At 72.1% G+C, this 12,621-nt stretch carries 12 protein-coding genes; 10 read left to right on the forward strand and 2 right to left on the reverse strand.

The window, feature by feature from the left end:
• The first annotated feature begins 3 nt into the window (after nt 1–3).
• Nucleotides 4–1,635 (forward strand): ABC1 kinase family protein, encoded by a 1,632-nt coding sequence (locus ACQKQD_RS22665; RefSeq protein ID WP_020093008.1) that lies wholly within the window; start codon nt 4–6, stop codon nt 1,633–1,635.
• Between the two features lie 260 nt (nt 1,636–1,895).
• Complete coding sequence (locus ACQKQD_RS22670; RefSeq protein WP_427509625.1) at nt 1,896–3,137, forward strand: sensor histidine kinase; 1,242 nt, start codon at nt 1,896–1,898, stop codon at nt 3,135–3,137.
• Between the two features lie 21 nt (nt 3,138–3,158).
• On the opposite strand, the gene ACQKQD_RS22675 is transcribed toward ACQKQD_RS22670, so the two are convergent.
• The gene (locus ACQKQD_RS22675; protein WP_100251839.1) at nt 3,159–3,500 is read right to left on the reverse strand and encodes an Hpt domain-containing protein; all 342 of its coding nucleotides are present in this window, start codon (nt 3,498–3,500) and stop codon (nt 3,159–3,161) included.
• 467 nt (nt 3,501–3,967) lie between these two features.
• Here ACQKQD_RS22675 and ACQKQD_RS22680 point away from each other — a divergent pair, with 467 nt between their 5' ends.
• The 8 genes from ACQKQD_RS22680 (at nt 3,968) to ACQKQD_RS22715 (ending at nt 12,297) form a co-directional block, all read left to right on the forward strand.
• Nucleotides 3,968–5,755 carry an ABC transporter ATP-binding protein gene (locus ACQKQD_RS22680; RefSeq protein WP_427509626.1) on the forward strand — a complete coding sequence of 596 codons (1,788 nt, stop codon included), beginning with the start codon at nt 3,968–3,970 and terminating at the stop codon, nt 5,753–5,755.
• Nucleotides 5,752–6,075, forward strand: coding sequence for a low molecular weight protein tyrosine phosphatase family protein (locus tag ACQKQD_RS22685; protein ID WP_020093004.1), 324 nt, complete (start codon nt 5,752–5,754; stop codon nt 6,073–6,075). Before ACQKQD_RS22680 ends, ACQKQD_RS22685 begins: the two co-directional genes overlap by 4 nt.
• Nucleotides 6,076–6,220: 145 nt before the next feature.
• Nucleotides 6,221–7,018, forward strand: coding sequence for a YfdX family protein (locus ACQKQD_RS22690; RefSeq protein ID WP_091927194.1), 798 nt, complete (start codon nt 6,221–6,223; stop codon nt 7,016–7,018).
• 72 nt (nt 7,019–7,090) lie between these two features.
• Entirely contained in the window at nt 7,091–7,444 is a 354-nt protein-coding gene (locus ACQKQD_RS22695) for a hypothetical protein (RefSeq protein WP_056533079.1), read from the forward strand.
• A 104-nt stretch (nt 7,445–7,548) separates the two neighbouring features.
• Nucleotides 7,549–7,752 (forward strand): hypothetical protein, encoded by a 204-nt coding sequence (locus tag ACQKQD_RS22700; RefSeq protein WP_427509627.1) that lies wholly within the window; start codon nt 7,549–7,551, stop codon nt 7,750–7,752.
• Between the two features lie 228 nt (nt 7,753–7,980).
• Nucleotides 7,981–9,444, forward strand: a complete 1,464-nt coding sequence (locus ACQKQD_RS22705; RefSeq protein WP_427509628.1) for a sensor histidine kinase — start codon at nt 7,981–7,983, stop codon at nt 9,442–9,444.
• On the forward strand, nt 9,429–10,829 hold the full coding sequence (locus tag ACQKQD_RS22710) for a sigma-54-dependent transcriptional regulator (RefSeq protein WP_427509629.1): 1,401 nt from the start codon (nt 9,429–9,431) through the stop codon (nt 10,827–10,829). The genes ACQKQD_RS22705 and ACQKQD_RS22710 overlap by 16 nt, the downstream gene beginning before the upstream one ends.
• Nucleotides 10,830–10,977: 148 nt before the next feature.
• Entirely contained in the window at nt 10,978–12,297 is a 1,320-nt protein-coding gene (locus tag ACQKQD_RS22715) for an MFS transporter (RefSeq protein WP_091680460.1), read from the forward strand.
• Between the two features lie 28 nt (nt 12,298–12,325).
• Here ACQKQD_RS22715 and ACQKQD_RS22720 read toward each other — a convergent pair whose 3' ends face one another.
• Nucleotides 12,326–12,568, reverse strand: coding sequence for a hypothetical protein (locus ACQKQD_RS22720; RefSeq protein WP_042674329.1), 243 nt, complete (start codon nt 12,566–12,568; stop codon nt 12,326–12,328).
• Nucleotides 12,569–12,621 lie beyond the last annotated feature (53 nt).

Consider the following 12,621-nt stretch of genomic DNA (forward strand, 5'->3'; position numbering starts at 1 on the left):
TTCATGCTGAAGACAGCCTTCGTTGCCGCCCGCGACCGCCAGCGGCTGTCGGAGATCGCGACGATCCTCATCGGCTTCGGCGTCACCCGCGTCGTGGACCGGCTCGGCCTGCGCTACCTGCCGCTCCTGCCGCGCCGCCAGCCCCGGGTCGACGTCACGCGCCTGTCCGAGCCGGAGCGGCTGCGCCGGGCGATCGAGGCGCTCGGGCCGACCTTCATCAAGTTCGGGCAGGTGCTGGCGAGCCGGCCGGACCTCCTATCGCCGGCCTGGACCGAGGAGCTGCAGAAGCTCCACAGCCAGGTCGTGCCGGTGACGTGGGAGCAGATCGGCCCGCAGCTCGAGCTCGATCTCGGCGCCTCGCCCATGGAGGTGTTCGCCGAGTTCGACACCAACCCGATCGCCTCGGCGTCGATCGCCCAGGTCTACCGGGCGCGACTGCACTCGGGCGAGGACGTCATCGTCAAGGTGCTGCGGCCGAATCTGCGCAAGATCATCGAGGCGGATCTGCGCCTCATGGCGCACGGTGCCCGCATCGTCGAGAACGAGTGGCCCGACATGGCCCGCTACCAGCCGCGGGAGCAGATGCGCCACTTGGCGGAGGGCCTCAACGGCGAGCTCGACCTGCTCAACGAGGCGCGCAACTGCGAGCTGCTGGCCCAGATCTTCGAGGACCGCGACGACATCGTCTTCCCGAAGATCCACTGGGAGTACTGCTCCGAGCGGGTGCTGGTGCAGGACTTCATCCACGGCATCCCGCCCAACGACGAGGCGGCCCTGCGCGCGGCGGGCATCGACAAGAAGCTGCTCGCCCAGAAGGGAACCGACGCGTTCCTGCAGATGGCGCTGATCGAGGGCGTGTTCCACGCCGACCCGCATCCCGGCAACATGCTGGCCCTGCCCGGCAACAAGATCGGCTTCATCGATTTCGGCATCATCGGGCGGCTGTCGCAGCGGCGGCGCTCGCAGCTGCTCGTGCTGATCGGCGCCATGCTCAAGCAGGACGCCGACGGCCTCATGGCCGTGCTCCTCGACTGGACCGGCACCAGCAACCCGGACCTCACCCGCCTCCAGGTCTCGGCCCAGTCCTTCGTGGAGAGCCACTCGTCGATCCCGCTGAATCTCGGACTGGTGCTGACCGACTTCATGAACATGGCCCGCGAGAACGACCTCGCGATGCCGACCGACCTGGCCATCCTGTTCAAGGGGCTGGTCACCGCCGACGGCGTGATGCGCCACCTCGACCCGAATTTCGACCTGTTCGCCGCCGCGGGCCCCACGGTCCGGGCGAGCATGCAGACGCAGTTCTCGCTCTCCGCCCTCAAGCAGAAGGCCGAGGCCCTGGGCGTCGGCCTGTACGGCGCCGCCTCGGAGCTGCCGACCCTGATCCACCTGATGCTGGTGCGGCTGAAGCAGGGCCGCGTCACCGTCGAGATCGAGGTGAAGGGCCTCGACAAGGTCACCCGCGGCATCGAGCGCGCGGCCGCGCGGGTCGCCGTGGCCCTGGTGGTGGCGGCCTTCGCCACGCAGCTCGCGCCCCGCCTCATCGATCTCGGCACACCCGTCTTCGTCTCGATCGGATTGATAATTTTTATCCTCGGGATCGGCTGGCTCGTGCTGCTGATGCGAAACAAGTAACCGTCTTCGCACCCGCACAGGGCTCCAACATAAGTTTTCATCCGCAGGCGAATACCGAGCTGATTTGATTATCCTGCGCGCCATGCTAGCGTGAGACATCCAACGATTCGCTCGGCTGCGGGCGGGGAACCGGCACCAGAAGCGGTCTGAACCGCCGGTGCGGCCCTGCCATCGACATCCGTTGCCGCGCCGCGCGGTCGGGGAGCTCCGACGGCGCGCCGCGCACGGGCGCCCCGTCGGGATGACGAGGGGGGCGGGCGATGGAAGTGGACATCGTACGGCCGCGGATCGACGGGGCGGAGCGCCGCGTCGAGACGCTCGAGGCGGAGAACATCCGCCTGCGCAGCCTGCTCAGCCAGGCGACCGCCCAGGCCGACTGGGAGCGGCAGCGGAGCCGGCGGCTCGGCCGAATCATCGAGACGGCGAGCCGCGTCGAGGCCGGTCGCATGGCGGCCGAGCGGGTCGAGGCGCCCCGCGGGCCGTCGCCCCGCGAACCGGCCGGACTCGAGCTCGAGGCGAGGCCGCGCCCCTCCGGCCGCGCGCGCGCGATCGGCCTGCCGCAGGCCCCGAACGATTACCTGGAACTGCTGGACCGCGACGGGCGCCTGATCACCGCCAGCGAGGACGGTCCGGCCCTGTCCGCCGCCGGGGACGAGGCTGACGCGATCGGCCGGCCCTGGATCGACGCCTGGACGCGCCCCGAGGACCGGGAGGCGGTGGCCGAGGCGCTCGATCGGGCCCGGATCGGCCGCCCGAGCCGGTTCCAGGCCCAGTCGGAATCCGGCGGCGCGCTCCGCTGGTGGGACGTGGCCGTCACGCCGATCGGCGCGGCGCCGGACCGGCCCGAGCGGATCCTGGCGGTGTCGCGCGACATCACCGACCAGAAGCTGTCCGAGGCGCGCCAGACGCTGCTGATGCAGGAACTCGCCCATCGGATGAAGAACACCATGGCCATGGTTCAGGCCGTCGCGACGCAGACCATGCGCAACGCGCCGTCGCTGGAGGCAGCCGGCGAGGCGCTGGCCGCGCGGCTCCTGGCGCTCGCGAAGGCGCACGACGTGCTGCTCCAGGGCTCGTTCACCCGGGCCTCCCTGAGTGGTCTGGTCGAGGGCGCCGTGTCGCTCCACGGGGACGGCGTCGCGGGCCGGTTCCGCATCGCCGGTCCCGAGCTGACGCTCGGACCGCGCCACGGCATGACCCTGGCGCTGATGCTGCACGAGCTCGGAACCAACGCGGCCAAGTACGGCGCGCTGTCGGTGGCCGCCGGCTGGGTCTGCATCACGTGGAACGTGGCCGAGGCAGAGGGCGGCCAGACCCTCCGGTTCCGCTGGGAGGAGAGCGGCGGACCACCGGTCACGCCGCCGACCCGCACGGGGTTCGGCACGCGGCTCATCGCCCGCAGCCTCGCCCACAGCTTCGGCGGGACCGCCCACATGAGCTACCCGCGCGAGGGCGCGGTGCTGACCTTCGAGGCGCCCCTCGACGCGGTGATGGTCGCCTGATCCCGACGCGGCTGCGTGGCCCTAGGCGCTCAGCCGGGTCTCCGCCTGCAGGTCCCGCAGGGCCGCGACGGTCCGGTCGCGCAGGGTCCTCAGGTCGACCAGCGAACGGGTCAGATCGTCGCCCGCCAGGGCCGATTCCTCGAGGCCGCGGCAGGCCCGGGACAGCTCGGCGCAGCCGAGCATGCCGGACATCGAGACCAGCGTGTGCGCCTCGCGGCCGTAATCGTCGTTCGCGCGATCCGGTCCCTCGAAGGCGGTGGTCAGGCTGACGACGAACCGGTCGAGGATGCGGACGAGCTTTTCCGTGCCGATCACGGCCGTCAGTTCCTCGAGCGCGTCCCGGTTCACCAGGGAGTGCGACACCGTCGGTCTCCAGATACGGATCCGCGACAGCGATCCGAGAGAGGCGCGCAACCGAGGCGCCGCACAACGGCCCAGTTTGCAGCGAAGTGTTTACACCGCGTTGCGTCAGCTTTTCAACGAAGCGTGACCGTTCCCCAGGCTTCGCAGGGTTGACCCGGGCGCATGGATCGGCCGTCGCGGCTGACCGAAGCTTCGCGATGGGCGTTGCGAATCAGTTCGGGCTCTCCTAGCCTCGTGCTCCTGTCGCGCTCGCACCAGGGAGGGAGCTGCATGATCGCTGTGTTTGCCACCCTCCGAGCAGGATTCGTCGGCGCCCCCGCGCGGGTCGGCTAGCCGCTTCCCGCTCTCGCCCGGCCCTGCCGCCCGGCGCCTCTGAACCCGATCCTGCCTGATCTCGCCGGCGCGCATCGTTCGCGATGGGACGCGGCGTCACCCGGAGCCGACGCTCGCCCGCGTCGGGCACTCGCATGTCTCTGTCGTCTCCCCGGAAGGCGGACGCGGTCCGTCGCGTCCTGGCCTTCGTCGTCCGCAGCTGGCGCAGGCGCTGGCCCCTCGTCGCCGGTCTCACCGGCGCGATCACGCTCGCCACCCTGGCGGAGGTGCTGCTGCCGCTCTTCGCGGGCCGCTTGGTCGACGCGCTCTCCGGGACCGACCGACGCGCGGCGCTGGACGCGGCCTGGCCGGCCTTCCTGGCGATGACCGGGCTCGGCCTCGCCACCGCGCTGCTGCGGCACGTCGCCTGGAGCCTCGTGGTGCCGCTCTCCCTGCGCACCATGAGCGACATCGTCGGCAACGGCTTCGCCCGGGTCCAGCGCTTCTCGACCGAGTGGCACGCCAACACCTTCTCGGGCTCCACCGTCCGGAAGATCTCCCGCGGCATGTGGGCGATCGACGGGCTCAACGACACGCTGCTGCTGTCGCTCCTGCCCGCGCTCGTCGTCCTCGTGGGCACGGCCCTGGTCCTCGGCCTGCACTGGCCGGCCCTCGGCGCGACGGTCGCGATCGGCGCCGGCGCCTATGTCGGCGCGACCGCCCTGCTCGCGACCCGCGTCATCGCGCCCGCGGCCGCGCTCTCGAACGCCCTCGACACCCGCCTCGGCGGCGCGCTCAGCGACGCGATCGGCAACAACGCCGTCGTCAAGGCCTTCGGCGCCGAGGCGCGGGAGGAGGCGCGGCTCGGCCGCCTGCTGGCGAAGTGGCAGCGGCGGACCCGGCGCACGTGGATGATCGTCACCTGGGGCGGCACCGGCCAGCTCGGGCTTCTACTCGTCCTGCGCACCGCCATCGTCGCCATCGCCCTGTGGCTGTGGTGGCGGGAGCGGGCGAGCCCGGGCGACGTCGCCTACGTCCTGACCGCGACCTTCGTGGTGCACGGCTACCTCCGCGACATCGGCGGCCACATCAACCACCTGCAGCGGGCCATCAACGAGATGGAGGAGCTGGTCGCCCTGGAGGCCGAACCCGTCGGCGTCGCCGACCGGCCCGGCGCGGTCCCGCTCGCGGTCGCGGGCGGGGCGATCCGGTTCGAGACCGTGCGCTTCCACTACGGCGACCACACGCGGCCCCTCTACGACGGGCTGACCGTGACGATTCCGGCCGGCCAGCGCGTCGGGCTGGTCGGGCGCTCGGGCTCCGGCAAGACGACCTTCGTCAAGCTGATCCAGCGGCTCTACGACGTGTCGGGCGGGCGCGTGACGATCGACGGGCAGGACGTGGCGTCGGCGAGCCAGGCGAGCCTGCGCGCGCAGGTCGCCATCGTGCCCCAGGAGCCGGTGCTGTTCCACCGCTCCCTGGCCGAGAACATCGCCTACGCCCGGCCCGGCGCCTCGGCGCAGGAGATCGAGCGGGCGGCGCGCCTCGCCAACGCGCACGACTTCATCGCGCGGCTGCCGAAGGGCTACGCGACGCTGGTGGGCGAGCGCGGGGTCAAGCTGTCGGGCGGCGAGCGCCAGCGGGTGGCGCTCGCCCGCGCCTTCCTGGCGGACGCGCCGATCCTGATCCTCGACGAGGCGACCTCGAGCCTGGATTCCGAGTCGGAAGCTCTGGTGCAGGAGGCCATGGCGCGGCTGATGCGCGGGCGAACCGCCATCGTCATCGCCCACCGCCTGTCCACGGTGCGGGCCCTCGACCGGATCCTCGTCTTCGACCGCGGTCGCATCGTCGAGGACGGGCCTCACGCCGCCCTGCTGCGCCGCCCGAACGGGGCGTACCGCGCCCTGTTCGAGCGGCAAGCCGACCTCGCGGAGAGCGCGTGAGGATCCTGTTCGTCTGCGGCCGGGCGCGCGCCCGCAGCCCGACCGCGGAACAGATCTTCGCGCGGCTGCCCGGCATCGAGACCGCCAGCGCGGGGGTGTCGCCCGACGCCGACGAGCCGGTGGACGCCGATCATCTCGCCTGGGCGGAGATCGTCGTCGTCATGGAGCGCGCGCACCGGCGCAAGCTGATGCGCCGCTTCGGGGCCGCCCTGCGCGGGACCCGCCTCGTCTGCCTCGACATCCCCGACGTGCACGACTTCATGGCGCCGGCGCTGGTGGCGCTGCTCGACGCGCGCGCCGGCCGCTTCCTGCCGCGCTGAGACCCGCCACGCCCGGCGGCGCATTGCCGTTCTTTAATCTTCCGGTCATGCGACCAAATGGTGGCTGATCTATTATCTGAACACGGAATGAATGAGGCCAATGCAGATGAAGGCCTTATCTCCGGCACTAGAGGGAGATATTACTATGTCCTATCGCAAATCTATGGCTGCGGCTCTCGTGCTCACCACAATCCTCGGTGGAACCGCCTACGCGGCGGAGCAGGCCGCCCAGACCAACGGCACGCAGATCAGCGCGAGCCAGGCGGCGGTCGACAAGGATGTCGGCAAGCTCTCGAAGGACGGCGCACAGGGCTTCAGGGATCTCCAGCTCACCCGCCTCGCGATCTTCGAGGCCAATCCCGGCCAGGCCAAGGACATGATCGCCAAGGCGCAGGCCGCCTTCGCCAAGGCCAAGACCGACGACGCGGTCTTCACCAAGGCCGAGGCCGACCTCAAGTCGCCGGCCGACATGGCCGCCCACAAGGCGACTGCGCCGAGCGCCAAGGCCGATACCAAGGCCGATACCAAGACGGCCTCCAAGGAGCAGGTGGCCTGGGTCCCGGTCGACGCGCAGCTGACTCTCGGCGACGACTTCGTGGCCACGCCCGCCAAGGCCTCCGCGGTGACCGAGGCGAACAAGAACCTCGCTCAGGGCGACCAGAAGGGGGCCCTGGAGAAGCTCAAGCTCGCCCATGTCGACGTCAACTTCACCATGGCGGTCCTGCCCCTGAACAAGACCATCGCCGACGTCGATCAGGCCGCGACGCTGATCAACCAGGGCAAGTATTACGAGGCCAACGCCGCCCTGAAGACGGCCCAGGACAACATGCGCTTCGACGTGATCGACGCGATCGCGGTGCCCCAGAAGGCGGCCGCCGCCACGGCCGACAAGGGCGCGCCGCAGGCCACCGGCACGACGGCGGGTGCCAAGACCAGCAAGTGACCGAACGCCGACGACGGCCGCGTCTGACGGATCTCGGGCGCGGCCCGGTCGGCGCACAGGAGGGAGGGTCGCGTGCGGCGATTCTGGATCTCGACCATCCTGGGACTCGAACTGCTCCTCGGCGGGACCCTGGCGGCCTCCGCCCGGACGGCGGGGGTTCCGGACTTCAACATCCGGGCGATCTGCGCGCCGGAGCACCGGGCGGGATCGACCGCCGTCGACCGGGCGAGCTACCGCGGCTGCCTGTCCGACGAGGCCGCCGCCCGGCGCACCCTGATCAAGCGCTGGGCGACGTTCGACGTGGCCGAGCGCCGGACCTGCGCGACGGAGAGCCAGATCGGCGGCACCCCGTCCTACGTGGCGATGCTGACCTGCGTGCAGCTCGGAAGCGACGCCCTGCCGATCAACCCGTCGGGCCAGCCCTGAGACAAGACCATCCGCGCGACGGATCGCACGCCCGTGATCCGCGCATGAGGAACCGGCGGCATCGCCAAGACGTCCTGCAATGTCGATTGAGTGGAGGAGGCATCATGTTCAAGACTACGGCGCGCGCTGCTCTTTGCCTGGCCTGTCTCTGGTCGGTCACGCCGGCCCTGGCGGCCCTGAAGGAGATGCCCCAGGGCAAGCGTGACGAGATGTCGATGAAGGACACCAAGCACGAAGTGGTGATGCAGCGGAAGGAGAATAAGGAAGCCAACAAGAACGTCGACAGCCTCATCACGAACCGCAAGTGAGCGCGCGCGCCGACGACTGATCGATCGTACGTCCGAGCGGGGTGCCGGACGCGGCGCCCCTCTCCCGGCGGTCCCGGGCCCGGCCCGGGGCCGTAAGCGCGCGTCGCGCCGGCACCGTGGGACCCGCGCAGTCTCCGCGTGGTCGGGGACCGGGCAATGGCTTAGGAACGGGGTCCGGGCGCGCGACGCCGCCGCAGGAGCCAGCGCCATGCCGGGTCGAACACCGCCGTGACGGCCTACAGCCTGCGCGCCCGGCTGCTCGCGCTCTGGGTCCTGCTGGTCGCCTCCGCGGCCGCCACCGCCTACCTGATGCTCGGCGTCTACGACCAGTCGACGGGCGTCCAGGTGGCGCAGGCCGATCTCGCGGTCGGGCGGGCCTGCCGCGACATCATCGACCGGTACGCCGCCCTCGTGCGTGCGCGCGGGAGGGGCGTCGGGGAGGCCGACCTCGTCGGCACCGTCTCGGCCGCTTTGGCGCGCTTCCCGGGCCTCGAGGGCGGAATCTGGAGCGCCGCGCGCGGGTCGGTGGCCTACGCCTATCCGACCTACGAGGGATCCGGGCCGAAGACCGACTTTCCGGCGGCCGAGCGCGACGCCATCGCGGCGCTGAACGCGCAGGCCCTGCGGGTCGACCACGCGGCCTCGGAGCGGCGGCCGAGCCGGACCCAGGTTCTCATGCTCCAGGCCTGCCCGCTGCACGGGCCGGAGGCCGGCCTGACCGCGTGGTCGATGACGCGCGCGCACGTGAACGACGGCCCCACCTACACGCGCTTTCTCGCGGGCCTGGGCTTCCTCGCCGCCACGGTACTCGGATCGGCCGCGTTCCTGAGCTGGTTCCTGTACGGGTTCTCGGGGCGGATCGCCCGGCTCGAGGCCGCGCTCGCCGCGCCGCGTCCGGACGGCCAGGACCTGCCCCATCTCGACCGCACCGGCGAGCGCGAGCTCGACCGGCTGGTCGACGCCCTCAACGCCGCCGGCGGGCGGCTGCGGGAGGCCCAGGCCCGGATCGTGGCGACCGAGCGCCTCGCCGCCGTCGGCCGTCTGGCGGCGAGCATCGCCCACGAGATCCGCAACCCCATCGCGGCGATGCGGCTGAAGGCCGAGAACGCCCTGGTCAGCGGCGATCCGCACCGCGCCGCCGTCGCCCTCGAGACCGTTCTCGGCCAGATCGCCCGGGTCGACACGCTGCTGCGCGACCTCCTCAACCTGACGCAGGCGCGGCCGCTCAACCGGATGCCCACACCCGTGGCACCGCTCCTGGCCGAGTGCGCGGGCCTGCACGAGGACCTGGCGCGCGCGCGCGCGGTCCGGATCGCGGTCGAGGCCGACGGGCTGCCCGCCGCGGACCACCCGCATCTCGACCGGGCGCAGGTCGCCCGCGCCGTCGACAACCTGCTGCTGAACGCCCTGCAGCACGCGCCGCCGGGCGGGCGGGTCCGCCTCGGCGCCGAGCGCGTGACGGTCGACGGCGCGCTGCGGCTGCGCCTCAGCGTCGCCGATACCGGCGCCGGGGTCGACCCGGCGATCCGCGCCAGCCTGTTCGAGCCCTTCGTCACCGGCCGGCCCGACGGGACCGGTCTGGGGCTCGCGATCGTGCGCGAGATCGCCGTGGCGCATCGGGGCGAGGCGAGGCTGGTCGAGGGCGCGCCGGAGACCACCTTTGTCCTGGATCTGCCATGGCAACCATCCTGATCGTCGACGACGACAGAGCCCTGCGCGACGGGCTCGCCGAGACGGTGACCGATCTCGGGCACACCGCGCTCCCGGTCGCCTCCGGGTCGGAGGCGCTGGCGCGGCTGGGCGAGGGTCCGGTGGCGGCGGTGCTCCTCGACCTGCGCATGCCCGGAGACCTCGACGGCATGGCCACCCTGGAGCGGATCCGGGCCCTGCCGGAGCCGCCGCCCGTGACGGTCCTGACGGCCTTCGCGAGCCCGGCCAACACGATCGAGGCGATGCGCCTCGGGGCGCACGACCACCTGACCAAGCCGATCGGCCGGGCCGACCTCGCCGCCGTCCTCGACGCGATGCTGCGCGACGCCCGCTCCGATCCCGGCGGCGCCGCGCCGCCGCCGGACCACCCGGTCCTGATCGGGTCGAGCGCGGGCATGCGGAAGGTCCAGAAGACCATCGGTCTCGTCGCCGACAACGCGTCCACGATCCTGGTCCAGGGCGAGACCGGCACCGGCAAGGAGGAGGTCGCACGGGCCCTGCACGCCTTCTCGCGGCGGCGCGCGCGGCCGTTCGTTCCGGTGAACTGCGCGGCGATCCCGGCCGAGGCTCTGGAGAGCGAGCTGTTCGGCCACGTCCGGGGCGCCTTCGCGGCCGCGACCGCCGACCGCGCGGGCGCCTTCCACGAGGCCCAGGGCGGCACCCTGTTCCTGGACGAGATCGGCGACATGCCGGCCGCGATGCAGGCGAAGATCCTGCGGGTGATCCAGGACGGCGTCGTGACCCCGCTGGGGGGCCGCCCTGCCCGGGTCGATGTCCGCCTCGTGGCGGCGACGCATCGCGACCTGCCGGCGCTCGTCGCCGCGGGCGGGTTCCGCGCCGACCTGTACTACCGGCTGAACGTCGTTCCGATCCCCCTGCCGCCCCTGCGCGAGCGCCTGGCCGACATCGTGCCGCTCGCCGAGCACTTCCTGGTCCCTTCGGGCAAGCGCCTGAGCGGCGGGGCCGCCTCGCGCCTGCTCGCCTACGAGTGGCCCGGCAATGTCCGCGAGCTGCGCAACGTCGTGGAGCGCGCCGCCATGCTGGTGCGCGGCGGCGTGATCGCGGCAGACGCCATCGATCTGCCGGCCGCGCGACTGGACCGCCGCGGCGAGGACGGCGCGGCCGACTGGCTCGCCGGCGACCTGCCCGGGGCCGTGGCTCGCCTGGAGCGCACCATGATCGCGGCCGCGCTCCGCGAGGCCGACGGCAACCGTGCCCGGGCCGCCCGCCGGCTCGGCATCCAGCGGCAGCTCCTCTACGCCAAGATCGAGCGCTACGGCCTCGGCGCGCCGGGCACCGATCTGTCGGAAGAGACGACAGACGCTGTCGGGAATCCCGACGCTTCGGCCGGCACCGACACGGCCTGAGGCCCGTGCGGGCCGGAGAACCGTTCACATCCCGCGTGAGGCCCGCGCCGCGCGGGAACCGATGGCGCGCGCGGGCGTCGAGCCCCGCGTGCGACGGCACGGCCCGGATCGGGGCCGCGCCGTCCGTCGGTCGGGGGATCGCGGCAGGATGAACAGCATCGAGACGGGCGCCCGCGGCGCCGGCGGCCGGACACCCTCGGCCAAGGCCCTGCGCGGCCTCGACGCGCTCAACTTCTTCCTCGCCGACGTGCGCGACGGCCTCGGCCCCTACCTCGCCATCTACCTGATCGCCGTGCGCGGCCCCGACCAGGGCTGGAACGAGGCCACGACCGGCCTCGTGATGACCATCGCGGGCATCCTCGGCCTCGTGGCGCAGACGCCCGCCGGCGCGCTGATCGACGCCACCAACCACAAGCGCGCGGTGGTGATCGGCGGCGCCATCGCGGTGACGGCCAGCTGCCTCGTCCTGCCGTTCATCACGAACTTCTACCTCGTCACCGCCACCCAATCGATCGCCCACGTCGCCGGGACGATCTTCCCGCCGGCGCTGGCCGCGATCACGCTCGGCCTCGTCGGGCCGAAGATGTTCGCCAAGCGGATCGGCCGCAACGAGGGCTTCAACCACGCCGGCAACGCGGTCTCGGCCGCTCTCGCGGGCGGGCTCGCCTACTTCTTCGGGCCGGTGGTCGTGTTCTGGCTGATGGGCATCCTGGCGGCGCTGTCGATCGGCGCCATGCTGATGGTGCCAGCCGACGCCATCGACAACGACCTCGCCCGCGGCATGACCGAGGCGGAGGAGCAGGCTCAGGAGAAGCCCTCCGGCCTCGCCACCCTGCTGCAGAACCGGGCGCTGCTGATCTTCGCGGTACTCTGCGCGATCTTCCACCTCGCCAACGCGGCGATGCTGACCTCGGTGGGACAGCTCCTGACGCACATCTCGGGCAAGGACCACGCGACATCGCTGATCGCGGTCTGCATCGTGGCGGCGCAGTGCGTGATGGTGCCGGTGGCGATCTTCGTGGGCGCGAAGGCCGACGTGATCGGCCGCAAGCCGATCTTCCTCACCGCCTTCGGCATCCTGGCGCTGCGCGGTGTCCTCTACACGCTGTCGGACAACCCGTTCTGGCTGGTGGGCGTCCAGCTCCTCGACGGCATCGGGGCCGGCGTCTACGGCGCGCTGTTCCCGATCGTGGTCGCCGACCTGACCCGCGGCGGCGGCCGGTTCAACGCGGCCCAGGGCGCCGTGGCGACGGCCCAGGGCATCGGCGCCTCCCTGAGCGCGACGCTGGCCGGCGTGATCATCGTGTCGGCGGGTTACTCCACCGCCTTCCTGGCGCTGGCGGCCATCGCGGCGCTCGGCTTCGTCCTCTACTTCGCGCTGATGCCCGAGACCCGCGAGGCGGTGCGCGCGGGCAGCGAGCCCGAAAGCGGCGCCGGCATGCCGCCGGCCGTGCCGGCGAGCGCCTGAGCGCCGCGATTGGATCCGGAGGCCGGGCTCAGGACGCCGCGGCCAGCTCCGGCGCGGCCTGGCTCGCCACGGATTTGCCCGGTCCGAGTTGGCCCGGCACGGTCGCCTCCGGCGGGGCCTTCCGCGAGACGTAGTAGATGTCGACGGCGCGCCAGAACGCGCCCTGCTCTTCTGTCGAGCGGCGCGCGAGAGAGGTCTCGAGGATCGACATCGCGGCCCGCGCGGGCTCGCTCCGCTCGAGTTCCTCGAGCAGGCCGGCGAGATGCAGCATGGGATCTATCTCCGAGCGGACAGCAACCCCCATCAACGCCCGAGCTTGCGTAA

This window comes from Methylobacterium sp. NPDC080182 (genome assembly GCF_050281105.1).
Taxonomy (GTDB): Bacteria; Pseudomonadota; Alphaproteobacteria; order Rhizobiales; family Beijerinckiaceae; genus Methylobacterium.

What these genes read in the sequence shown, in the direction of transcription:
- ACQKQD_RS22665 (WP_020093008.1), top strand. Translation starts at nt 4, where the DNA reads ATGCTGAAGACAGCCTTCGTTGCCGCCCGCGACCGCCAGCGGCTGTCG.
- ACQKQD_RS22670 (WP_427509625.1), top strand. Translation starts at nt 1,896, where the DNA reads ATGGAAGTGGACATCGTACGGCCGCGGATCGACGGGGCGGAGCGCCGC.
- ACQKQD_RS22680 (WP_427509626.1), top strand. Translation starts at nt 3,968, where the DNA reads ATGTCTCTGTCGTCTCCCCGGAAGGCGGACGCGGTCCGTCGCGTCCTG.
- ACQKQD_RS22690 (WP_091927194.1), top strand. Translation starts at nt 6,221, where the DNA reads ATGTCCTATCGCAAATCTATGGCTGCGGCTCTCGTGCTCACCACAATC.
- ACQKQD_RS22700 (WP_427509627.1), top strand. Translation starts at nt 7,549, where the DNA reads ATGTTCAAGACTACGGCGCGCGCTGCTCTTTGCCTGGCCTGTCTCTGG.
- ACQKQD_RS22710 (WP_427509629.1), top strand. Translation starts at nt 9,429, where the DNA reads ATGGCAACCATCCTGATCGTCGACGACGACAGAGCCCTGCGCGACGGG.
- ACQKQD_RS22715 (WP_091680460.1), top strand. Translation starts at nt 10,978, where the DNA reads ATGAACAGCATCGAGACGGGCGCCCGCGGCGCCGGCGGCCGGACACCC.
- ACQKQD_RS22720 (WP_042674329.1), bottom strand. Translation starts at nt 12,568, where the DNA reads ATGCTGCATCTCGCCGGCCTGCTCGAGGAACTCGAGCGGAGCGAGCCC.